Below are 21,736 nucleotides of genomic sequence, written 5' to 3'. Positions count from 1 at the left end.
GTAGTTTCTCCTAATAACGTCAGCCCCTATATACCGTCTGATCAACATCTTCCACCTAGCTATATTCGGGTATATAGAACTTCCTATAACCGTATCGACACACCCACGCTTTATGATTATGTTCGGGCTGTTTTGCCGAATGAATGGATTCTGTACACTGTACCTAAAATGGAATCGTTAAAAGCTGGTGCAATGGCAACAAAATTTGTCGGATGGTATCGAGTGTGGGCAAGTCCCAAATACCCCAACGAGGCTTATGACGTCAAAGATACAGTGGTCGATCAAGTCTATAATCCCGAGGCTAACAAGGAGACAACGGAATCGCTACAAGCGATTAATGCTGTGGGCGGGATTGGAATTCAAAATTCTAGCGGCAATATCTTTTATCCAGCCTATGTGGCGGGAACATCGGGGCAACCCGGGCCTTATCATGGTGGAGAAATGAAACAATACGGTGCTGACTATCTCAACGATCAAGGTAATAATTGGTTACAAATACTGCACTATTTTTATGATTCGTCTACGGTATCAACTGGTACGATCGCCCCTTTCTTCTACAGCGGTTCGTTCTGGAATGCCGGTGAAACACTCACTTCTTCCGGTACAGTAAGTGGCCAAGCTGAAAAGTGGTTTAAAATAACCGGAGCCAATTTAACAGTGACCATTGAAACTGTACCGAACGGAACTAAAACAGACACATATTTAGAACTTTATAATTCTAATCTGCAGTTGTTGGCAAGTGACGATGACTCTGGTGGAGGCAACTATTCAAGGATTAGCGCTTATCTTGCATCTGGAAGTACCTATTATGTTAAGGTGCGCAACCTTAGCAGCGGTAGTGCTGTATACGCCGGAATTTACTTAACCACCGGCACACTAACGACATCAACAATTGGATATGCAACAGGCGGAACAACATATGATTTCTATGTTACTGGCGACGGACGCCTGGCAAACTTTGAAACCATTTTCTACAATACAAACAGCGATACGTACTTAGAGCTGTATAATAGTTCTAACGCCCTCATTGCTTCTAACGATGATCATGGAACGAATAGCTATTCTTTCATTGCTAAAGTATTTTTAACCAGTGGTCAAACTTATCGAGTTCGGGTACGAAATTTCAGTAGTGGAAGTCCCGTTTACGCTCAAGTTACTATGACAAGATAAGTAAATATGGTAAGGAAAAATACCAAGTTAAAAACTTGGTATTTTCCAATTTAGAATATATGGGTACCTCGGCGAACCCAAGAATATTGGAGGCATATGGAAATGAAAACAAAAACACAGATACTCTTCTTAATCATAATTGCGTTTTTTCTCGTTACCGCATGTTCCAGCAAAAAAACGATTAATTTAGAAAACGCCTCTTTTTCTCCATCTCCGCAGCAAAACAACACGGATTCTCCTTCCTCCACTTTGGCGGAGCCAACGGAACCGTCTGCGTCTCCAACGCCAGCAGAGGTGAAGCAGGAACCATTCTTAATGCCTGAGGGATATCAAGTCATCCAAACATCCTCATTTAAGGCGGCTATCCCCAAGGAATGGACCTACGAAAAAGGATCCTCTTCCGACCTTTTCATCTTCAAGAAGGGAGACAAAGAGATAGGTCAAACAGAAGTATTAGGTTGGTTTGATTCCACGACTTGGAAAGACATGAAACCAAATCATTCTGAACAAAACGACTTTCAGGAAGTGGAAGAAAAAGCACCTATTACCGGTTTGGATATACACAATTATAAAATTCAATTAACGCATACAAAGCCCGCCGCTCAGCAAGATCCCGATTGGTCCTATAAGGAAACGAGATGGTACGTAACAATTAAAGAACAAGAACGTTCCTATGGCTTCTATTTTTCAAGTGACGATGTGGACGAATCTGTCATGAAATCAATAGTCTCTACTTTCCGCCTTATATGATAAGAAGAAGGGCTTCAGAGTGACATATCCAACTAAAACAGTGTGACTAGTGCTATCGAATTTAAAGAAAGAAACCAATTGCTTTATCAGACGCTTGATGAATTAAAAACAGACTACCGAATTGTTTTGTACCACTTTTACCTGGAAGGAAAGTCCTACCAGGAAATTTGCCGTGAACTGAATATAACAGAATCGATATTGACACAACGCTTGGCAAGAGCTCGTAAAAAGCTGCTTCAACTATTTTCAAAAAAATGGACGAATGATCTTGAATAAAACGTAATCTTCCTTAATTAGAGGGCCTTCTCAAGACCAGATCCATCAATTTTCTGCGGTACACTCCCTTCTTAAAAAGAAGCGCCTCAGTTAGACTCTTTCTTGTTTTATCTAATTTAACGACAAAATCTTCTTCGTTCCTTGCACGTCAAACTGAATGGTAGATTCATTTAACCATCGAACCTGTTGGATTCCCGTGTACTTCTCATCGTGTTGCAATACAACGTTGAAATCGTCAGATGGCGTATGACGCAGCAGCAGTCGATTGGAGGACTTCTGATAGGTTTCGAAAAAATAGTGACTCTCCCCTAACGTTGCCGCCCGATAACGAAGCACCAACGAATGCTTATGCTGAGGGGATTGAAACCGTTGATAGCTCCACTGTGGAAGCGCGTAATGCGCATACAGATACACGCCAAGCCCAACGCCTATGACAATTGGCACGGAGATGATGAGGATCGCCCTTGCCCAGCTGAAGGAGAGAGAAAACAAAAGCATAATAACAACATGAGTAAGTATAAAAGACAGAATAATGCTTTCTTTGAGAAAAAAAAGAACATAGTCGTTCAAATATAAGAGCAATAAAGCTGCATCTGCGAAAATCATTAATAGCAACAAGATGAGAAAAAGGATTTTAAAAGCCCTCTTTTCTGTTTCCTTGTACACGCGTTTCCTCCCTTCAAGCCCAGCTTGCAAGATTATTGATTGAGCGCTCTTGCCGCCGATTCTCCCCGAACCTCCTGAAAAAAAGCGTAGCGATCGCGAGGTGGATGATGTCGATTCCCCAGTAGACGACAATCGCGTATTTATAGTCTCCGAACAGCCAAACGCCTAATAAAGATACAAGAACGACGAAGATCGCATGGATGCAGCCCATCAAAAGCAAGTAGATCCATTCAGATAACGAATTTCTGGATTGTATACGGTAGAACAAGTAATTAAGGAAGAGCGAGCCTACACCTAAACCTAATAATTTGATCAAGTAAACTGCGGGGTCATACGGAACAATATACTGCCCCATCAGGTCAACAAGCGAGAGGTATTCTACAAACTCAAAAAATAGAACCCCGATCAATACAAAGAATAAAATTAACCTGAGTACGGCGCGACTATTCAATAAAGATACCGCTCCTTTAAATGGCGGAGATGACGGATGACGAACCTTTTTAGTATATATCTACTTGCTAGAGATGGATATAAATTCATGAATACAATAAAATCTGGTTGAAAAAAATTTCATGAGGTGAACATCAATGCGGATTATAACACGGCTGGCCATCGCCATTCTCGTGCTGGCAGCGATGCTGGCCGCATCCGGCTGCGGATTGAAGGATGGGCTGCCCGGAGCGCTTAGGGGAGAGTGCCTTGGAGAGATCGATTGGGTCGACTTTCTTATGCTGGGCGATGTGATGTACACGTCCAACATCGAAGGAACGAAGGGCGTCTCCGAAGGAAAGCAAGGCGAGAAGATTGGCGAGGTATCGTATATGTTGGATGAGCATGCCTGCACGGACCATAAGTCGAAGAACGGCGATGCCGCCTACCTGCCGATCGGCACGGCGATCTATGCGATGAACGGCTATAAGCCTTCGTACCGCGTCATAGCGCAGGGCAAAGTGTAAGAGGCCCATAGCAATCCGCATGCGAAAACAATCGGCGACTTGTGGGACATCGACGGGAAGATTGCAAAGGTAAGCCTGGAGAGCGGCACAGACGGCAGTCCGATCGGCGACTTCGCACCGGAAGCGTCGGCGGTCTTCGCCAGGGATCTGCCGCAGCTGAAGCTGGTCGGCTTCGATACGATCTACAAAGACAATAAGCCCGAATACGGCATCTTCCTACGTGTGCATCTGCAGGACGGCACTTCCTTCCGGATGGGGCGGGATTGATGTAACGGAGGCGTGATAGCGCATTCAACATCCGTCTGCTACAATACGTTTGACGAAAATTCACGTACTGACAACGGAGGATGGGCATATGAACTTACGGCCGCTGGGCAAAACGGGTTTGCAAGTGAGCGAAGTCAGCTTCGGTACGTGGGCGATCGGAGGCTCATGGGGGCAGACGAACGACGCGGAGTCGCTTCGCGCCTTGGACAAGGCGATGGACGAAGGCGTTAACTTCTTCGATACGGCCGACGTGTACGGCGACGGCAAGAGCGAGCGTCTGCTCGCCCGCGCCACCAAGGGCAAGACGGACAAGATTCACGTTGCCACGAAGTTCTGCCGGCAGGGCGATATCCACGACCCGCAGACGTATTCGGAGCAGCAGGTGCGCCGGTGGTGCGAGGATAGCCTCGAGCGTCTGGAGCGCGATACGATCGATCTGTACCAGATCCACTGTGCGCCGTTCGAGATTCTGCAGCAGGGCGCCGTGTTCGAGGTGCTAGACAAGCTGCAGCAGGAAGGCAAGATTCGCGCTTACGGCGTCAGCGTCGAGACTGTGGAGGAAGGCTTGTTCTGTCTGGAAAAGTCGGGCGTGCAGGCGTTGCAGATTATATTCAATATCTTCCGGCAGAAGCCGATCGCAGAGCTCCTCCCCCGCGCGGCCGAGCGCGGCGTCGGCCTGCTCGTACGGCTGCCGCTCGCCAGCGGTCTGTTGACCGGCAAGTTCAAGGCGGATGCTTCCTTCGAGGCCGAAGACCATCGCAGCTTCAACCAGAACGGCGAAGCCTTTAACGTCGGCGAGACATTCGCGGGGCTTCCCTTCGCCAAAGGCGTCGAGCTCGCGTCGCAGCTGGGCTGGATCGCCGAAGGCCGCGACAACATGACGCGCGCATCGCTCCGCTGGCTGCTGGATTTCAAGGAGATTACCTGCGTGATCCCGGGCTTCAAAAACGTGCGCCAGGTCGAGGATAACCTCGGGGTATTAAATACGAAGCCGTTCAGCGAGGAAGAGCACGAGCGGCTGCGACGGCTCTACCGAGAACAAGTCAGCGAACATATTCGAGGCGCTTATTAAGCGAGATGGAATAGGCGCTCCATCAGCAGCGGTTCCGCCATTTAGGGGATCCGCTGCATTCATTTTAGGCCAAACGATGAACTATACAAATATCGCCCCAGATTATTTATTGATGTTATTGAGTCCCTCTAGCTCTTTGACCCGCTCCTCTAAATGAGCGATTTTTTTATTCATCTTGCCGATAACCGGGACACCGAAGACAAGAATTAAAATAAACAATACGACGGCCACTGTCGATACCTCCCTTTCAGATTCATCGGCTGTGCAGTCGCCTTAAACGAAAGACAGAGCCGAGACGATATACGTTTCAGCTCTGTCTTTCGTTCCTTCGTGTCAATGATGAAGAGCCAACAGGTGTTTGAGGTTGTCATCAATAAAATGATTATCGACCCTGTTGATGCCGCGGCCGGCAAAGTGGCCCCAGATTGACTCGATCGGTTTAAAAACGGCATGCGGCAAACGCTCAGCCTCGTACTTGTTATCTTCCGCCGGGCAGAAGAGATCCGTGCTCCCCGGCATGACGCAGGCAAGTGCCGTAATGCTCCCCAGCGCCTTTTCGAAATCCCCATCGTAGGCCGGGTTTGCGCTAATATCTGCATGTATGCCCGTCCATAGCATAGCCAGGACATTGTGCGGATCCATTTTCATAAAGCTGTCTTCCCAGACGCCGGCCATAAAATCCGCCACCGAGTCGAATCCCAGCTCCCGATAAAGCCCCGCTCTGTAAAACGCCTGAGACAACCCCCATCCGGCGTACACACGGCCAACGGCGCGCATGTCGGCGGCAGTTAAACGGTTGAGCTGGCTTGAATCGAAGCGGACGGCAGCCAGTAGCGGCGCTTTAACCCCCTCCAGGACCAGGTACGTTTGGGGCCAAGTCTTGGCCATCCCGGCGATCGGCGCGATTCGCTCCACTCGATCCGGATAACTCGCCCCCCACTGGAACGCTTGAATGCCTCCTAAGGACCATCCGACGACGAGCGCGATCTTTTGAATGCCGAACTTCTCCGTCACCAGCCGATGCTGGAATTGAACGTTGTCATAGACGGTGACCTGCGGAAAGTTCGCCTTGTCGAATGGCGGAGGCGTGTTAGTGGGAGAGGAAGACAGCCCATTGCCCAGCAGATTTGGCACGATGATGAAATATTTCTGCGGATCCAGCGCCATGCCCTCTCCAATCAACCACTCATTCTGAGCATGCTGGTCGCCGAACGCAGTCGGATAGACGATGACATTGTCTTTCTTTTCGTTCAAACGGCCGTACGTCTTATAAGCGAGAAAAGCGCTCGGCAGCGTCGCGCCCGATTGCAAAGTGACGTCACCCAAATCAAAAATGTCGTAGTCCATCGTAAGATCGCTCCCTTCTTGTCGTTAGTATAGAACCGTGATACGCTCAATAAAAGTGAACACAATTCAATGTTATTTTCATTATTATTGAAAGTTAAAAGGGGATCGTACGATGGAATTGCGTCAGCTGAACACGTTTCGAACGGTCGCATCCACCTTGAATTTCAGCCGGGCCGCGGAAGCGCTGAACTACGTCCCCTCCAACGTGACGATGCAGATGAAAGCCTTGGAGGACGAGCTTGGCGTTCGTCTCTTTGATCGCTTGGGCAAGCAGCTTGTGCTTACGATGGAGGGCAAACGCTTTTTAACGCATGTTCATGACGTTCTCGACAAATTGGACGAAGCGCGCAGCGCCGTTCATAACCGCGAGCAACTAACCGGCACCCTGACGGTCAGCGCCAATGAAGTGGTTTGCGCCTACCGGCTTCCGGCCGTCTTTCGTCGGTTTCGTTCGCAATATCCGGGCGTGCGTCTGATCTTCCGCTCCGTGCCGAATCTAGCGCTCAAGCAGGCACTCTTCGATGGAACCGCGGATGTCGTCTTTATATTGGACGAACCCGTACGCTCGAGCGGACTTGCAGTCGAACCGTTGCTCGAAGAGACCTTCCGCCTGTTCGCCGCGCCGGACCACCCGCTCTCGACGCGAACCGAGTTGCAGCTGGACGATTTTCACGGAGAAGTTTTCCTGACGAATGAAAAGGGCTGTCCCTATCGCACCCTGTTCGACCGGTCTTTCGAGAGAGAGGGCATCGATAGCATCACCTACTTGGAGTTTCAAAGCGCCGAAGCGATCAAACAATGCGCGATCTCGGGGATCGGTATCGCCTTTCTGCCGGAGATTGTCACGAAAACCGAAGTCGCGCGAGGCGAGCTCGTCGCGCTTCCCTGGCAAATCCCGGACCTGCGCGTGTTTACACAGATGCTGTGGCATAAAGACAAATGGCTGTCGCCCATCATGATGGGTTTCATAGAAGCAGCAAGAGAGATTGTGCCAAGGGCGTAGCGCTCCCACGAACGACATGGACGTTTTCTTTTTAAATAAGATATGAATGATTTACCAGTCAAGGAGGGTTTTAGCGGGCTTGTGCCGAAAGGGGTATCCATCTCATCCCTAAGGTGGTCATCGTTTATGGGTCTTTTCAGCGGATTGTTCAACAACTATTCGGAAGTGTCGGTCCAGGAGCTTCAGGAGAAATACGGTGCTTATCTGACGCCGAACGAGACGATTCAGACCGGCTTCAAGCTGATTCGGGACGCCTTTGTGTTCACGGAGGAACGGCTGATTCTGATCGATCATCAAGGCGTAACCGGCAGCAAAACGAGGGTCGTGTCGATCCATCTGGACGCGATCTACGAGGTGACGATGGAGACGGCCGGCACCGGATTCGACGACTGCGAAGTGACGATCCACTATATTACTTCCCCTTACCACAAGAGCAACAATATTTCAGTCTCGTCGTACAAGTTTGAATTCGGCAAAAAATTCAATGCAAAGCCGATCTACACGACCTTGATGTCCATCGCCCTTGCCAATAACAAGCGGTTGAACGGTTGACGCTGGGCTAGCGCATCATCCCAACATCGCGACGACACGTCCGGTGATTGAGTCCCCCGTTTTTTGAAATTGGATGATCCTTCGTATTCATGCAAAAACCGCAGAAATGCTGCGGTTTTTTGCATGATGGTTTTGACTGGGCGCTAGCAGATAAAAATGCGATTGGACCGGCGGATGGCCCTCCTTCTCACTTGACCCGCCATGCGCGGAAGGTGATCCGGGCCAGCACTTTACCGTCCACCGGCGACAGAGGCTTGCCGATCCAGGTCGCCTGTTCGCCCGGCTGAAGCGGGTAATCGAACGTCCCCATCGTCTCCCATGCGTTGTTCGCGTGCGCGTCTTCAAGATCGGCAACCTCGACATGCACGCCCCGCGCATAGCTTGGCTTCGCCAGATAACGGGTGGACAGCGGAGACACGAAATCCATATCCTCCTGGGCGTCGTCTTCGCCGAAGAGAATGGGATAGAACTGATCCTTCGTCACGTTGTTCTTTTTCCAGTAATTTTTATCGATGCCGTCCCCTATGACGATAAGATCGCTCTTCGGGTTATCCGGGAAAGAATCCATATCCTCCAGACCGGCGACGGATATATATTGAACGCCGACGTGGTAATAGGCGTTAACCAGGTATTTGTGCGAGAATCCGCCCATATAGTCATGCTTTCTGTCTACATAAAACGCCGGATCGCTCAGCATGTCATGCTCGAATTGCCATGGGAAGGCGCCAACGAGGTATCCGAACGAACTCGGATAGAGGCCCCACCATTCCCCTTTGTATTTGTAGTCCAGCACCGCGTCATTGTCGAACAGTTCCTTCATCGGCAGCAGCCGATAGGAATACGCCGCCCAATTGTTGAGGTCCGTGACTTCCATCGCAGTATTGCCGTGAAAATACTTGATGCCGGTGCCGCCTGGTGGCTGGTCCCGAAGATCCCCTTTGAACATCGTGATCGTGGGCGTATCGGCCCCACTTCCGCCAAAGCCGTCGCTTTGCTGCATACCGGTGATGCTCAGCACGGGACGATGGCCCGCCCTGAAGATGCCGCCGTCCAGATCCGAGATTTGACTGCTATCCGAATACGCTTTGTCCTTGGTCCGTACAAGCTGAAGCTTGCCGTACTCGCTGCCGTCCTTGAAAATAACCAGTAAGACGCCTGTGAAGCCCATCGACGGGTAATACAGATAGTAGCCGATGAAACAATGCGTGTCCGTCTCCTGGAACGAGTTGTAGACGAAGGAAGGCCTGGCGTACCAGCCGCTTTTAAAATTAAACCATTTGTAGCTCGGGTCGGTCTGACCGTCGAAGAAGTAGTCGGTGAACATGTCGCTGTACCCGCCCTGCCGTACCGATACGATGTCCTGCATGAAATCGGGTGCCCAGTAGGCGGCAAGCTTCTGCTCCCGCTCGCCGACCGTATAGACCGGACGGGGCAGCGAGCCTGCGGGAAACCGGAAAGTCAGGTCATATGGGACCGTTTCCGAAACGAGGCTCGAAGCGTACACTCTGACATAATAGGTTCCCGGGTTCAATTTCGTGGAGATCACCTGGTTCTGTCCGTAAATGACAGGCTGAACGCCGTACGGACTGGCCTCGGCATCCAGCAATTGCAGGCTCACATTCGCAGGAACCGTGAACGAGAACGGTTCGGCCGCCTTGGCGACCTCGAACCGGTAATAATCCGAATCGCCGCCGTAGTGAATGCTGCCGTGCTTCTGCAGCTCAATCGCATAAGGTTCGTACACGGCGGTCGCGCTCGCGGGCGTGTCGTTCGGTTCCAGCGCATCGGGCTCGCGATTGGTCGTCTCCAGCGTATAGGGGAACAGAGAATAGCCCGAGGCGGCTTGCACGTAGACATAATAATGCCGCGAGGCGGTTGCGTTAAACGTAATGGTCTCCTGCGAACCGATCAGCGAGCGCGATTCGCCAAGTGCCGTGCCCGCCTCGTCCGTCAGGTACAGGTCGTAGTTCGTACCCAACGGGAGGTTGCGCAGCTGCACGGACATAGGACCGGTCCGGTCTGCATCGATTCGATACCAGTCCACGTCTTCCGGACGATCGATCGTGCTGATGGTACGGATGGCGTTGGCGGGCAGCACGGTCGCCTGCTCTCTGACATTATTGGGTTCGTAGAAGTCCCCCGTGCCGCCCTCCAGCTCGTAATAAGCCGGCGTACCCGCGACCGCGACTCCACTGATCTTGACGTAATAGTTGCCGGCGCCAAGCGTGATTTCCTCCTGCGCCGTTGTCCCCGCGGCCACGACAGCCTTACGGTAGACGCGCATGCCGCTCGCGTCCGACAGCCGCAGCTCCATCTCGGACGACACTTCGTTACGCAGGGTCAGGCTAATCTTGGACGGCGTCTTCAACGGCAGCATGTAATAGTCGACGTCCTGCGAGTCGCTCAGCGAAGCCTGAACGGAAAAATCGGGAAGTGCTAGCAGCTTCGCCTGCGAGACGGATCCGTTAGGCTCGCTGGCGTCGGCCAGCGCATGCGCCGACAAGCGCACGGGGGACGAAGCGTTGGACGCCGCATCGAGAGCGGTTAGCGAGATCTCGTAATCGCCTTCGGGCAGCGGCTCGGACCGCAGCTTCTGGACGCCCTTTTGCACGTCAAAGGAACGATCGTACGCAGCGCCGTCCGAGGAGCGGATGCGAATCCTGACCTGCGCCAGATCCGGATCGGACGGGTCCGTCCAGGCGAGCTCAATCCGGGGCCCCTGCTGGGCGACGGTGGCGGCGGATACCGGCGGCGGCGCTTCATAATCGCCGATCTCCAGCGCGACGATCGCGCCTGCGGATTCATTGCCCGCCGGGTCGACCGATGTCAGCTTGAACTGGTGCGTGCCGCCTCTCAGGCCAGGTATCGCGTAACTTCCGTCCACAAGATCGGCTGCCACGCGCCTGTACTCGGTCTGTCCGGGATATTGGACGTACAGCCGGCTGCCCGCGTAGTCTCCATCCGCCGAAGGCGGCGTCCAGGTCAGCTTCGCCGACCCCGCCAGATCCTCGGCCCGCAGCGCCATCGACTCCGCAGGCGGCGTAACGTCCACGCTCGAAGTTGATAGCCGCACGACCGGGGAGGCCCGTTCGTACGCATCATATGCCGTTATTTCGATCGTATAATCACCGGCCGTCAAGCCCGGCACGATCAGTCGCTGCTCCCCCTTCGCGACCCGGAAGCTGCGATCGTAGGCTCCATCCTCTGTTGCTGCGATCCGCACCTGTACATGCCGGAATCTCGCGTCGACCGGGTCGGCCCATGTCACAATGAGGTCGGATGCCTGCGCTATTGCGTCGGCGTCCATTACTTCTGCATGCTCTGCGGCGGCGGGTTCTGCCAGAGCCGACGCCAGCGTACCGGCGGATTCGTTGCCCGACTGGTCCATGCTTGTCAGCTTCATCTCGTACAAACCCATTAGCGTTGCAGCCAGTTCGTAGGTCTGGGCCAATCCGGTACTGCCGGCGAAAGGAGCCGGGAGCGAGAGGCTCGACGGCCCCTCCCCGCCGGCCCGCACAGGCGCGATACCGGCTTCATGCAGTTCAAAGTCCGAAGCGCCCGGCTTCTTCACGTACAGGTTCGCATAGGCGTAATCTTTATCCGCCGGCGGCCGCCAGCTTAGGCGGATGACCCCATTCGCATAGGCGGCCTCCAAGCCCGAAGCTTCGCCGGGAGGGGTCACGTCGGGGATTCTCGGCTTTGTCGATACTTGGGGAGTCGCTTTGGCCATCCCCGTTCCCGCTGATAAACCCGCCTCCCCTCCAATGCCAGCCGGAGTTGCACCGGAAGACCAGCCTCCGAGCGTCAGCGACAGCGCCGCTGCCAGGGCCAGTATTTTTTTGCTTCCTTTCATGACATTGAGCCTCCTCGCATTGTACGATCCATGCTTCATAAGCATAAAATTCGTCCGTGTTAGAAGGCCAGTGACGGCCGTAATCGGAATCGTCATCGTTTCCGATAGGACCAAAAGATTAGTGCTGATCCGGCTTTGTACGCTCCGCCAAGCAAATAACCCAGAAACGACACAGCGACTTTAAAATGCGTTCCAGGCTATCCCTTCCCATTTTCGAAGGGGGACAGCGGTTGCTCGAGATTCTAAAGCAGGGCGCCGTGTTCGAGGTGCTGGACAAGCTGCAGCAGCAGGAAGGCAAGATCCGCGCTTACGGCGTCAGCGTCGAGACCGTGGAGGAAGGCTTGTTCTGTCTGGAAAGTCGGGCGTGCAGGCGCTCCAGATGATATTCAATATCGTCCGACTGCCGCTCGCCAGCGGTCTCCTGACCGGCAAGTCTAAGGCGGTTGCTTCGTTCGAAGCCGAAGACCATCGCAGCTTGGCTGAATCACCGAAGGCCGCGACAACATAACACGCGCATCGCTCCGCTGGCTGCTGGACTTCAAGGAGATCACCTGCGTGATCCCGGGGTTTAAGAACGTTCGTCAGGTCGAGGATCCATAATCGCTTGCCGACCTGCCAGCTGCATCTCATCGTGCTTCTTTCCGCAGCGCGTCGATCGCATACTTCAACTCGACATCCTGTCCTTCCAACACGCTCTCCTTAAACGTTTCTTCGTTGAGGGGGATTTTGATGTCGGGAACCGCGCCCCCGACGCCGGATTGGTCGGCGTCGCCCTGGACCGTTTTGTCCTGGTTGAGCGACCTTCCGTCGGGGAAATGGATGACGTAGCCTTCCGGCATCTTGATTTCAATCGGGCTGCTCACGAGGCCGAACGACCCGGCTGTGGAGGTAAACCCTACGATTTTGACATGGGGCATCCCTTTTAGAACAAGCGGCATTCCTTCTCCCGAGCTGCCGGTTCTGCTATTGATCAAGATCGCTACCTTGCCGTCATAATGTGGCTTTGAAGGCTTGACCTTGACGACCTCATTCCGGTTCAGTTCAAACTTGCCCGTGTATCTGTTGTAATAGCTGACGTATTCATAGATTTTCTCCTTGTTCACGAAGAAACCGGCCAGATTGGCGGCAAGCTGATCTTCCCCGCCCGGATTATTCCGCAGATCGATGATCAAGCCTTTCGCATTTTTCGCTTTAAACATCCTCAATAGGTCCGCCAGTTTTTTTTCGGGTGAAGCGACATTCGACTTGGGAAGAAAATGCTTAATCTTCACATATCCGTAGCCGTTGTCAAGCATCTCGCCTTCGATCGGAGGAGCCTCCAGGTCGGCCGGGGTTAGCTTGTTCTTCGTTTTCTTCAACGTCTCGAATTGATCGTCATAAGCCGTCAATTTCGTTCGGGTATGCTCGGACGCTCCCCAATTGCGGAACTCGACTTGCACTTCCTTGCCGATGGGCGCCCGTACCATAAAACGGCCCTGATTGAACCTTTTCGCCTCATCCGTAGCCGTACCGTTCTCGCTCCAAGTCGCTCGGTCGAAGGCTTCCTGCCCCGTCATTCCGTCCCACGCGACGATTTCCGCGCCTAGCTTGATTCCGCTCTTGGCAGCGGGACTGTTCTCCAGGACCAGGCTCACGAGAACTTTGCCGTTATCCAACTGTACGGCGCTTAGCCCGAAGCCGCCGCCGACTTCCTTTTTAAATACCGTATTCCCATCGTACACGTTATCGTTAACGATTTTGACATGCCCGTCGTTCAGGGAGAACAGGTACTCTCTTAACGTTTTATAGTACAAATCGAAGTTTTTGTTGTTCTCCGCCTGTTCGAAGAGCGGCTCATACTTGCTTCGGCGCGCCTCCCAGTCAATGTCCTTCCATTCCCCGAACGGATACTCCCTCGACAATCTCTCGTTCATTTTCACGAAAGCTTCGGAATAGCTCATTCCGCTAAAATCGCTAACCGGGTTGTACCGCAAGACTCCCGCATACGCCAACGCGAACAGGATGGGGACAACGCCGCATACGCAGATGACGCTCCTGACGACTTGGAACACCTTCCTCTTCGGAGCAGCCCAAGGCTTAGGCTTAAACAGCCTCCTCATGGTGCATAAAAACACGGCAAGCGTCAGCGAATCGATGATCAGCGCCAGCAGCGTCGTATCCCCGGAGAGAAGGCTTGCGATCGCTGCAAGCACCCCTGCGCCTGGTAAAAAATCAAACCATCTGTCATGCTTCTTAACAGGTACAGCGTAAAGCGTCAACACGAATAAATCGATGACACACATCGCCAACTCATAAACCGTCAGCCATTTTACCGAATCGATCGTCCCGATCACGCTCATATTCCAACACTCTCCATTCATTTACGCCCTATACGCCGCGCGATACATACGGAAGAGTAGGGAAGAAATATGAACGGAGCGTGAACCGGTTCACGCTTGGGCAGGCGGAGCGGCGGGCAGATCAACGATGACCTTTGTGCCCTGTCCGACTTTGCTTTCTATGCGAATGTCGCCGTGATGAAGCGCGACGATTTTTTGGACGATGGAGAGACCAAGACCGCTGCCTTCGCTGGCGCTTCTGGACCGATCCGTCTTGTAAAAACGCTCGAAAACCCGCCCAAGTTGTTCAGGCGCAATGCCGATTCCGGTATCGGATAGGGTCAAGAGATAGGCGTTCATGCGAACGCTTATTTGCACATCGATGCGTCCGCCTTCGGGCGTAAACTTGATACTATTGACGAGAAGGTTCATCCATACTTGGTTGAGTTGATCCTTATCGGCCGCGATTACGGTAGCCCGGGGCAGGTCCAGATGCACATCGATGTTTTTTGCCGACCATAGCGGTTCGCAGTTCACGACAACTTGCCTGATCTGTTCGTCAAGATGATACGTGGCGTAATCCATAGGATGCCGATTGAAATCGAGCGAGGCGAGCTTGAGCAAATTGTCGCTGAGCCGCGATAATCGGCCGCTCTCCGTCAGGATAATATCCAGATACTGAATGCGCTCTTCTTCGTCTATTGCGTTCATATCCTTGAGCGCTTTCGCAAATCCGGATATGGATGTCAACGGGGACTGAATCTCGTGCGACACATTCGAGACGAAGTCTTGACGCATCTGCTCCAATTGTTTGAGCCCGACCGCCATCTCGTTAAAGCGCTGAGCCAAGGTCCCCAGCTCGTCTTTGCGCTTCGCGCCCAGCTTCACGTCGAAGTCGCCCTTTGCCAGTCGTTGGGTGGCAGCGGTTAGCGTCTTGATCGGTTTGACCACATAGATAGCGGCGATGAGAATGCAGATGCTTCCCGTAATCAGAACGAATAAGAGGATAGTCAGCATCAAGCGAATGAGCGTCGGTTCGTTCTTGGAGGAGGACAGCAAAAATAAAGCTTGCCGCTCGCTTCCGATTTGGAGCGGCAGCCCGATGAACGTCTCCTTGTCCTTGCGGGTCGATCGGTAGATCGTCCCCTCCTTTACCTGACGAACGGCCTCCTGCGAGATCGCAAGTTCGTCCGTGCCTGAGCTGTACTTGAACGTTCTCATGACGTCTGCGTCGGCGTACAGTTGAACGGAGTAGGAACTTAGTTTCACCATGCTTTGCATGAATCTCTCCAGATCGGCAGGGATCGTCTGCTCATAGACGCGAACGATCTCCTCGCCCGCGGCGATCAAATCGTTCTGCCCGATCCGGTCTATTTTGGCCTCGAATATAGCAAGTGCGGCGAGAACGGAGACAAGCAGACCGATGACCATGGCCGCCAAAAACGTGAAGACGACGCGGACGTACAAAGACCTCGTCATCTATTCACCTCGAGCCGGTAGCCGAGACTGCGGACCGTCTCGATTCGGAAATGCCCGGCATCTTCGGCGAAGCGCTCCCTAATTCGTTTGATATGAACATCGACGGTTCGGTCGTCGCCTTCATAATCCATCCCCCAAATTTGAACGATCAGCTGTTCTCTGGTCAGGATTTGTCCCGGGTGAGAAGCCAGCTTGAATAATAGCTCAAACTCTTTTAACGGCAACAGAAGCGCTTCGCCTTCGCGGACGACTTTATGGGCTCGTCGGTCCAGCACGATTCCGCCTATTTGAACGATCTGGGAGGCTGCGATTCGATAACGCTTGAACAGCGCCTTTACTCTCATGACAAGCTCAAGGGGATCGAACGGCTTGGTCACATAATCGTCCGTACCGAGCTGGAAACCCTTCACCTTCTGACCGGCTTCTCCGATGGCCGTTACCATCAGCAGCGGCATGTCCGCGTACAGGCGTCGGATCTCCCTGCACAATTCCCAGCCGTCCATATGCGGCATCATAATATCGATAATCGCCATATCTACGGCCGAGCGATCCAGGATAGTGAGGGCTTCGACGCCGTCCTTCGCTTCAAAGACATCAAACCCTTCGTTTCGCAAATACAAGGCGATGAGCTTGCGAATATGCGCGTCATCGTCCGCGACAAGAATGTTGGCCATTTCCTGCTGTTCCCCTTCAATTCGTATGGGCTGAATGCCATATCAAAGGGATTCGACGCCCCCTTCAAAACTCCTTGGGCCGTCATCTAGACGTTGACGGCTGCGTACCTTATTCCTTGATTAATGAAGGCTTTCCCACAACCCAACTGTCAGAGATAGCCTTCGGTTTCAGATAGCCCATGCGTTCGTCTGTACACGTCCCGCATTCATACATTCACCATAAAGCCGATAAACCCGGCTAGACTCTTTCTCATCCAGCATCGACACCTCGCACTTACAGCGCCAGCACCACATCATTTTCATAAAGTTGATCCTCAGATCTTCATTTATACCAACATACCAATTATTTTCAAGATTCGGGCTTCCGGCGCAGCTAGACCGATGAATTTTCGGATCGACTGTCGTCTATATAAACGAAGGAACGAATGACAACCAACCAAATTGACGAAGAGGTGTTTTGAAATGGCATTAACTTCCACATTCACGAGCTTCAACCTGCCTGTAAAAAACGTAGCGCAATCCAAGGCGTTCTTCACCGGACTCGGATTCGCGCTCAACCCGCAATTCCCCGACAGTGAGAACTCGGTAGCCATCATCATCGGCGAGAACCTGCAGGTCATGCTGATCGATCAAGCATTTTTTACTACGCTCACGGAGAGGGAAATCGTCGATACGAGCAAGTACGCGCAGATGACGATCGCACTCGCCTTCGAGAGCCGGGAGAAGGTCAATGAAATCGTAAATACCGCGGTTTCCCTGGGCGGGAAGCTGCACGCCGAACCGGAGGATCACGGGTTTATGTATCACTGGGGCTTCGTGGACTTGGACGGCCATCTGTGGGCGATCAACTACATGAACGCGGATGCGGCTCAAGGTTAAGGATAACCATGAGCACGCTTGCACTCGAATTGCTGTGCCAAGCAAATCACAAAAACGGGACGGAGCGGAGAGATTCTCCAGCTCGGTCCCGTTTTATGATGGAGCGGCCGCCTGGTCAACGCGGCTTGGCTCGAAACCTTATTGCCCTTCCTGCTGTGCCTCGATGTTTCTCGGCGCATTGGGCTCGGCCTTGATGAAGGAGCCGGGAATCGGATCTCCGGCTTTCTTTTTCCCTTGTTCGATGAACGCGGTCATGTTGGTTTCAAAAAAGGTCGGCTTCTGCTCCCAAACCTTGCTCGGAACCGTCAGCGTGAAATGCCCTTCCGCGTCCGGAATCGTAACGGTATAATCGGTGCCTTCCGGAACGTTCAGTCCGACCAGCATCCCGGTGTACAAAGCGCCCGGGGCGGTATGGCTGACCAGCGTCGGCGGCTTGTCGACGATAACCGTCCCTTCCTTCGGCAGCGTAATGTCGATGTTCACACTGGTGTCCTCGGGGATGTGGTAGACCTTGCCCTTGGGCAGGGTATAAACCATCGAATTGTAGCGGACGTTCAGATCCGTCTCTTCGTCTTCTTCCGGCAGATAGTACATCTCATAACGGCCGGCCGCATCCGTTTCGACGGATTTGGCGAAGCCTTCGCCCTCGTCCCGGACAATCCATACGGTGGCGCCTTGAACCGGATGGCCGTCCGCATCTTTAACGGTGCCGCCGATCCGGTATTTATCTTCCTGAAAATAAGCGACCGACGCGGTATTGTCGGCCAGCAGGCGTCCCTTGACCACGGTCTGATCCGGATCCTGCTCCGATGGGGCAGCCGATTCCACGGTAACCGGGTGAAAAACGCGCAAGGAAGCCGTCGCCTCGGTTCCTTTTTCAATCGCTTCCCGATCCATGGGCTTGCCGTCCACGGTCGCCTGGTCGAGGTTCACCACGTTGACGTCGGTCGTCCCCAGCAGGCTTTGATCCAGCAAGATTTCGAATTTACCGCTCGCATCCGTCTCTATATTCCGCTTGCTCTCGCCCGTGCGCAGGATGGCGCCCTGGACGGGCTGCTCCCCGAGCAGCAAGGTTCCGTTCACACTGGAACGGTGCGTGCCGTCCATTTTCCATTGCTTCAGCGTAAAAGCCGTTTCGTCCAAGCGAATTTGCAAGGCCGCCTGTTCTTTTTCTTTGGAATTTTCCGTGCAGCCGGCGGCCACTGCCGCGAGCAGGAACAGAATGACGGCTCTGGATAACCATTTCATAGGCGATCCCCTCCTCTCATATCAAAAGCGGGTCCCGAGGAACCCGCTCCAGCATGGCCTTGAAGCTTCAGAAAATTACTTGCTGCTGCTTTCGTGCGCGTTTCCGTTGTTGGCTTGCCCTTCGCTGCCCTGCGTTTTGTCGCCGCCGAGCGCGAATACGTGGATTTTCGGTTTCGTGCCGCCGGTGGTGAAGGTCAGGTACGTTTTGCCGTCGACGGTGAAGAGCGCCGGAGCGGCCTGAACGTTATCGCCGGACGTTTGGAAGGTCCAGAGCACCTTGCCCGTTTTAATATCCATGGCGTTGATCTTGCCGTCGAGCTCGCCGTAGAAGGCAAGACCGGTATCGGTGCTGGTCAAGCCGCCGCGCATCATGTCCTTCGTTTTGTTCTGGTACACTTGCTTGCCGGTGTTGACGTCGATCGCGGTTACCGTGCCATAAGGCGTGATGTCGGCCGGCACTTCGCCCATCGCCGTGCCGAACGCCATCGCTCCCGGATTCTGCGCATCGAATGCATGATCCTGGTCTGCGGCGCGCTTGATCAAGGACGGATACTCAACACCCGGGATCAGCACATAGTTGGTGGCGGGGTCGTACGTCTCCGGCGCGTAGTTTTCTCCGCCGAGGACGCCGGGATACACCAACACGCCTTCTTCCGTCGGCTCGGGGTGATCGATCTTGGCGAACGGCACGCCGTCCCAGATTACATCGCCCGTTGCCGCATCCCACGCCCACCATTGGCCGGATTTGCCGCCTTCCACGACGACTTTTTGCGATTTTCCGTTGACCGTGGCGTTCAGGATCATCGGGGATGCCGCAGCGTCATAGTCCCACTGGTCGTGACTGATCTCCTGCTGGGCCCAGATCAGCTTGCCAGTGGCGGCTTCGACCGCGACGACCGAGTCCGTGTACGGGTTCGCGCCGGGACGGTCTTTGGCGTAGAAGTCCGGAGCCGGGTTGCCGACGGAGAAGTACATGATTCCCGTATCTTGGTCGATGGCGACCGGGTTCCAGACAGCGCCGCCGCCATGGTACTTGCTGTTTTTCAGCCAATCCTGGCCCTTCGGCGGTACGGTCCAGAACGGAGCGTCCCAGGCCGGCGAGAGATCGCTCGCTTTGTAGGCCATGACGAAGCCGCGCACGCCGTTGTCGCCGCCGCTGCTTCCGATGAAGATGTTGCCGTTAAAGTAAATCGGAGCGGTCGTCTCATAGTAACCATTTTCCAGCGTTACGCCTTCCACCGCATCGGAGATGGCGACCGCTTTGACCAATGCGCCGGTTTTCTGATCCAGCGCGATGACTTGATTGTCCGTGGTCAGCATGAAAACCTTGCCTTCGGCGACTGCGACGCCGCGGTTGGCGACGATACCGCCTTTGCTAATTTTCTCAAGCATGGCGGCGTCAGGCTTCCAATGCCATAACTGCTTGCCGGTTGCGCCTTCGAATGCGAATACCTGGTTGCCGCCCGTCGTGATGTAGATCACGCCGTCCACGACGACCGGGTACGATTGGTTGCCGTTTTTTACGTCTTTGTCGAGCGATTTGAAGTCCGCCGTCCAAACGACGCCCAGATCGTTGACATTGTCGGCCGTGATCTCCTTAAACGGAACGTGGCGCGTGTTGCCCAGATCGAATCCGTAGGTCGGGAAGTTTTCGAACGTCGAGCCTGCAGAAGAAGAAGCGGATGCGGATGCGGACGCGGATGCGGACGGCGAGGCGGATGCCGAAGCCGATTGGGACGAAGAAGCATCGGAATTATTATTGCTGCTGCAAGCCGACAGTGCAAGCACCGCAGCCATGACAGCGCCGGATAAAGCCAGTTTTTTACGCAAGATGTATTCCTCCCCGGTTGATAATTTGAAAATGCCCCCAATTTTAAAAATGAAATAAAGAATTCTTCATTTGCCAAAAGGCCGTACGCGACAGAAAGAACCGTCCGATGACGTCAATTGAGCCATGCAGCGGTACGCGTCCTATTTGTTTGGAAGGACTCCTTTCCGTAAAAAGATGATCGACTTTCTCTTACTAATAAGACACATATCGTTCACAAAGCATCTTACGCCTGTGCTAAATATTCGTCAACGATAATTTTAATATTACGATGATGTTTCTATTTTATCTCTTTTGTTTAATTAAATTGTTGACGGACGCCAGATTTAAGGCGTATACTTTCTCGTTGATAGGAATCTTATTGGTAAGTAATATTAAAACAGCTGGGGGTAGTTCGACATGAAAAAAACAAGATCTGCGCTTTTCATCGCCATGCTTGCCTTGGCAGCCGTGTTGGCCCTGAGCGCCTGCGGCAGCAAGAATGACGACAATGCATCCGCCTCTTCGCCTGCCGCTTCTGCTTCCGCAAGCTCGAGCGCATCGGCACCTGCCGCAGCCGGCGAGACGAAGGAAATTACGTTGAAGGCAACCAACTTCGAATTCGACCAGACCGAGATCAAAGCCAAAGTCGGCGACACGCTGAAAATCACGTTGAAAAATGAGAGCGGCGTTCACGGCATGGAAATCAAAGACCTGGGCGTTAACATCAAGAACGGCGAAACGGCTACGATTGTACTGGACAAAGCCGGCACTTACGACTTCAACTGCTCCGTCATGTGCGGTACCGGACACGACAACATGACCGGCCAATTGATCGTCGAATAATCGAACACAATAAAAAGGGCTTTCCCTCGCGGGAAGCCCTTTTTCTATGCATGTATTATAGGATTCGATTTAATTGCCATCGACCAATTTCCCGAACAACTGCGCCAGCATGGCCACCTCTGCGTCGGTAAGAGGCGTAAATACCTCATCCATCAAGGCGTCAAAATCTCTCTTGACATCCGGGTACATTTCCCGGCCTTTGTCCGTGAGCTCGAGGAAAACGGCACGACCATCTTCGCCATGCTTGACTCTGCGAACGGCGCCCAGCTCCGAGAGCTTGTCCGCAATGACGGTAACCCCGCCTGAAGTAACGCCTAACATATACATCAAGTCTTTTGGCTGTTGTGGGCCCGCGTTCAACAGGATCATCGTGAATGCCTGGCTGCTGGTCAATCCGTTCTTGTTGTGCTTCGCCCAGGCCGTCTCCCACATCTTCCGATGCAGCGTAAACTTCTCCAGATAAGCCGACAAATATTTGCGTCTATCCAAACGAAAAACTCTCCTTCAGGCATCGGCGTCACTTGAGCAATTCCATTATACGCGAATCCTCTGATATTCTCCAAAATTTCGGCG

The 21,736-nt window shown here is 53.1% G+C and carries 21 protein-coding genes and 1 pseudogene; 11 read left to right on the top strand and 11 right to left on the bottom strand.

All coding sequences use genetic code 11. The features are described from left to right. Nucleotides 1-192 precede the first annotated feature (192 nt). From ACFSR7_RS25525 to ACFSR7_RS25515, 3 genes are all read left to right on the top strand, one after another. A complete protein-coding gene (locus ACFSR7_RS25525; RefSeq protein WP_483862653.1) occupies nt 193-1,170 on the top strand; it encodes a hypothetical protein in 978 nt (325 codons plus the stop codon). A gap of 102 nt (nt 1,171-1,272) precedes the next feature. Beyond that, nucleotides 1,273-1,920, top strand: coding sequence for a hypothetical protein (locus tag ACFSR7_RS25520; protein ID WP_378166488.1), 648 nt, complete (start codon nt 1,273-1,275; stop codon nt 1,918-1,920). A gap of 42 nt (nt 1,921-1,962) precedes the next feature. Further along, entirely contained in the window at nt 1,963-2,196 is a 234-nt protein-coding gene (locus tag ACFSR7_RS25515) for an RNA polymerase sigma factor (protein ID WP_378166486.1), read from the top strand. Nucleotides 2,197-2,307: 111 nt separating this feature from the next. On the opposite strand, the gene ACFSR7_RS25510 is transcribed toward ACFSR7_RS25515, so the two are convergent. Both ACFSR7_RS25510 and ACFSR7_RS25505 read right to left on the bottom strand, forming a co-directional pair. After that, nucleotides 2,308-2,862, bottom strand: a complete 555-nt coding sequence (locus tag ACFSR7_RS25510; RefSeq protein WP_378166484.1) for a hypothetical protein — start codon at nt 2,860-2,862, stop codon at nt 2,308-2,310. 13 nt (nt 2,863-2,875) lie between these two features. Continuing rightward, entirely contained in the window at nt 2,876-3,313 is a 438-nt protein-coding gene (locus ACFSR7_RS25505) for a hypothetical protein (RefSeq protein ID WP_378166483.1), read from the bottom strand. A 136-nt stretch (nt 3,314-3,449) separates the two neighbouring features. Between ACFSR7_RS25505 and ACFSR7_RS25500 the strand changes: the two genes are divergently transcribed. The 3 genes from ACFSR7_RS25500 (at nt 3,450) to ACFSR7_RS25490 (ending at nt 5,157) form a co-directional block, all read left to right on the top strand. Next, nucleotides 3,450-3,818, top strand: coding sequence for a hypothetical protein (locus ACFSR7_RS25500; protein ID WP_378166481.1), 369 nt, complete (start codon nt 3,450-3,452; stop codon nt 3,816-3,818). A 39-nt stretch (nt 3,819-3,857) separates the two neighbouring features. Beyond that, nucleotides 3,858-4,085 (top strand): hypothetical protein, encoded by a 228-nt coding sequence (locus tag ACFSR7_RS25495; RefSeq protein WP_378166479.1) that lies wholly within the window; start codon nt 3,858-3,860, stop codon nt 4,083-4,085. An 88-nt stretch (nt 4,086-4,173) separates the two neighbouring features. Continuing rightward, nucleotides 4,174-5,157 (top strand): aldo/keto reductase, encoded by a 984-nt coding sequence (locus ACFSR7_RS25490; RefSeq protein WP_378166477.1) that lies wholly within the window; start codon nt 4,174-4,176, stop codon nt 5,155-5,157. A gap of 102 nt (nt 5,158-5,259) precedes the next feature. Here the strand turns inward: ACFSR7_RS25490 and ACFSR7_RS25485 are convergent, their stop codons facing one another. Continuing rightward, nucleotides 5,260-5,388 (bottom strand): hypothetical protein, encoded by a 129-nt coding sequence (locus ACFSR7_RS25485; protein ID WP_378166475.1) that lies wholly within the window; start codon nt 5,386-5,388, stop codon nt 5,260-5,262. 102 nt (nt 5,389-5,490) lie between these two features. Next, nucleotides 5,491-6,504 (bottom strand): alpha/beta fold hydrolase, encoded by a 1,014-nt coding sequence (locus ACFSR7_RS25480; protein ID WP_378166474.1) that lies wholly within the window; start codon nt 6,502-6,504, stop codon nt 5,491-5,493. 112 nt (nt 6,505-6,616) lie between these two features. Between ACFSR7_RS25480 and ACFSR7_RS25475 the strand changes: the two genes are divergently transcribed. Beyond that, nucleotides 6,617-7,507, top strand: coding sequence for a LysR family transcriptional regulator (locus tag ACFSR7_RS25475; protein WP_378166472.1), 891 nt, complete (start codon nt 6,617-6,619; stop codon nt 7,505-7,507). 126 nt (nt 7,508-7,633) lie between these two features. Further along, nucleotides 7,634-8,059 (top strand): PH domain-containing protein, encoded by a 426-nt coding sequence (locus tag ACFSR7_RS25470; protein ID WP_378166470.1) that lies wholly within the window; start codon nt 7,634-7,636, stop codon nt 8,057-8,059. A gap of 187 nt (nt 8,060-8,246) precedes the next feature. On the opposite strand, the gene ACFSR7_RS25465 is transcribed toward ACFSR7_RS25470, so the two are convergent. Continuing rightward, complete coding sequence (locus ACFSR7_RS25465) at nt 8,247-11,912, bottom strand: pre-peptidase C-terminal domain-containing protein (protein WP_378166468.1); 3,666 nt, start codon at nt 11,910-11,912, stop codon at nt 8,247-8,249. Between the two features lie 236 nt (nt 11,913-12,148). On the opposite strand from ACFSR7_RS25465, the pseudogene ACFSR7_RS25460 reads away from it, so the two are divergent. Further along, nucleotides 12,149-12,506: pseudogene (locus ACFSR7_RS25460) on the top strand (aldo-keto reductase family protein); the annotation flags it as partial. A 32-nt stretch (nt 12,507-12,538) separates the two neighbouring features. Here the strand turns inward: ACFSR7_RS25460 and ACFSR7_RS25455 are convergent. From ACFSR7_RS25455 to ACFSR7_RS25445, 3 genes are all read right to left on the bottom strand, one after another. Then, nucleotides 12,539-14,251: a S41 family peptidase gene (locus ACFSR7_RS25455; RefSeq protein WP_378166466.1), complete on the bottom strand. Its 1,713-nt coding sequence runs from the start codon at nt 14,249-14,251 to the stop codon at nt 12,539-12,541. A 90-nt stretch (nt 14,252-14,341) separates the two neighbouring features. Then, the gene (locus ACFSR7_RS25450; RefSeq protein ID WP_378166465.1) at nt 14,342-15,709 is read right to left on the bottom strand and encodes a sensor histidine kinase; all 1,368 of its coding nucleotides are present in this window, start codon (nt 15,707-15,709) and stop codon (nt 14,342-14,344) included. Then, nucleotides 15,706-16,383, bottom strand: a complete 678-nt coding sequence (locus tag ACFSR7_RS25445) for a response regulator transcription factor (RefSeq protein WP_378166463.1) — start codon at nt 16,381-16,383, stop codon at nt 15,706-15,708. Before ACFSR7_RS25445 ends, ACFSR7_RS25450 begins: the two co-directional genes overlap by 4 nt. A gap of 462 nt (nt 16,384-16,845) precedes the next feature. Here ACFSR7_RS25445 and ACFSR7_RS25440 point away from each other — a divergent pair, with 462 nt between their 5' ends. Next, complete coding sequence (locus tag ACFSR7_RS25440; RefSeq protein WP_378166461.1) at nt 16,846-17,262, top strand: VOC family protein; 417 nt, start codon at nt 16,846-16,848, stop codon at nt 17,260-17,262. Between the two features lie 138 nt (nt 17,263-17,400). Here the strand turns inward: ACFSR7_RS25440 and ACFSR7_RS25435 are convergent, their stop codons facing one another. Together ACFSR7_RS25435 and ACFSR7_RS25430 are read right to left on the bottom strand one after the other, a co-directional pair. Beyond that, entirely contained in the window at nt 17,401-18,510 is a 1,110-nt protein-coding gene (locus ACFSR7_RS25435) for a carboxypeptidase-like regulatory domain-containing protein (RefSeq protein WP_378166459.1), read from the bottom strand. Between the two features lie 75 nt (nt 18,511-18,585). After that, nucleotides 18,586-20,340, bottom strand: a complete 1,755-nt coding sequence (locus tag ACFSR7_RS25430) for a pyrroloquinoline quinone-dependent dehydrogenase (protein ID WP_378166458.1) — start codon at nt 20,338-20,340, stop codon at nt 18,586-18,588. A gap of 397 nt (nt 20,341-20,737) precedes the next feature. On the opposite strand from ACFSR7_RS25430, the gene ACFSR7_RS25425 reads away from it, so the two are divergent. Then, complete coding sequence (locus tag ACFSR7_RS25425) at nt 20,738-21,163, top strand: cupredoxin domain-containing protein (RefSeq protein WP_378166456.1); 426 nt, start codon at nt 20,738-20,740, stop codon at nt 21,161-21,163. 69 nt (nt 21,164-21,232) lie between these two features. Here ACFSR7_RS25425 and ACFSR7_RS25420 read toward each other — a convergent pair whose 3' ends face one another. Further along, the gene (locus tag ACFSR7_RS25420) at nt 21,233-21,652 is read right to left on the bottom strand and encodes a MarR family winged helix-turn-helix transcriptional regulator (RefSeq protein WP_378166454.1); all 420 of its coding nucleotides are present in this window, start codon (nt 21,650-21,652) and stop codon (nt 21,233-21,235) included. Between the last annotated feature and the right edge of the window lie 84 nt (nt 21,653-21,736).

The organism is Cohnella sp. GCM10020058 (assembly GCF_042683485.1).
Taxonomy (GTDB): Bacteria; Bacillota; Bacilli; order Paenibacillales; family Paenibacillaceae; genus Cohnella.
Note: the sequence above shows the minus strand (reverse complement) of the source record. Positions and strands in the feature narration are given on the sequence as shown.

Bases quoted from the DNA above. Each gene is read 5' to 3' on its own strand.
- ACFSR7_RS25425 (WP_378166456.1), top strand. From the start codon at position 20,738: ATGAAAAAAACAAGATCTGCGCTTTTCATCGCCATGCTTGCCTTGGCA.
- ACFSR7_RS25440 (WP_378166461.1), top strand. From the start codon at position 16,846: ATGGCATTAACTTCCACATTCACGAGCTTCAACCTGCCTGTAAAAAAC.
- ACFSR7_RS25500 (WP_378166481.1), top strand. From the start codon at position 3,450: ATGCGGATTATAACACGGCTGGCCATCGCCATTCTCGTGCTGGCAGCG.
- ACFSR7_RS25455 (WP_378166466.1), bottom strand. From the start codon at position 14,251: ATGAGCGTGATCGGGACGATCGATTCGGTAAAATGGCTGACGGTTTAT.
- ACFSR7_RS25475 (WP_378166472.1), top strand. From the start codon at position 6,617: ATGGAATTGCGTCAGCTGAACACGTTTCGAACGGTCGCATCCACCTTG.
- ACFSR7_RS25465 (WP_378166468.1), bottom strand. From the start codon at position 11,912: ATGAAAGGAAGCAAAAAAATACTGGCCCTGGCAGCGGCGCTGTCGCTG.
- ACFSR7_RS25445 (WP_378166463.1), bottom strand. From the start codon at position 16,383: ATGGCCAACATTCTTGTCGCGGACGATGACGCGCATATTCGCAAGCTC.
- ACFSR7_RS25490 (WP_378166477.1), top strand. From the start codon at position 4,174: ATGAACTTACGGCCGCTGGGCAAAACGGGTTTGCAAGTGAGCGAAGTC.
- ACFSR7_RS25525 (WP_483862653.1), top strand. From the start codon at position 193: ATGGCAACAAAATTTGTCGGATGGTATCGAGTGTGGGCAAGTCCCAAA.
- ACFSR7_RS25435 (WP_378166459.1), bottom strand. From the start codon at position 18,510: ATGAAATGGTTATCCAGAGCCGTCATTCTGTTCCTGCTCGCGGCAGTG.
- ACFSR7_RS25470 (WP_378166470.1), top strand. From the start codon at position 7,634: ATGGGTCTTTTCAGCGGATTGTTCAACAACTATTCGGAAGTGTCGGTC.
- ACFSR7_RS25480 (WP_378166474.1), bottom strand. From the start codon at position 6,504: ATGGACTACGACATTTTTGATTTGGGTGACGTCACTTTGCAATCGGGC.
- ACFSR7_RS25520 (WP_378166488.1), top strand. From the start codon at position 1,273: ATGAAAACAAAAACACAGATACTCTTCTTAATCATAATTGCGTTTTTT.
- ACFSR7_RS25450 (WP_378166465.1), bottom strand. From the start codon at position 15,709: ATGACGAGGTCTTTGTACGTCCGCGTCGTCTTCACGTTTTTGGCGGCC.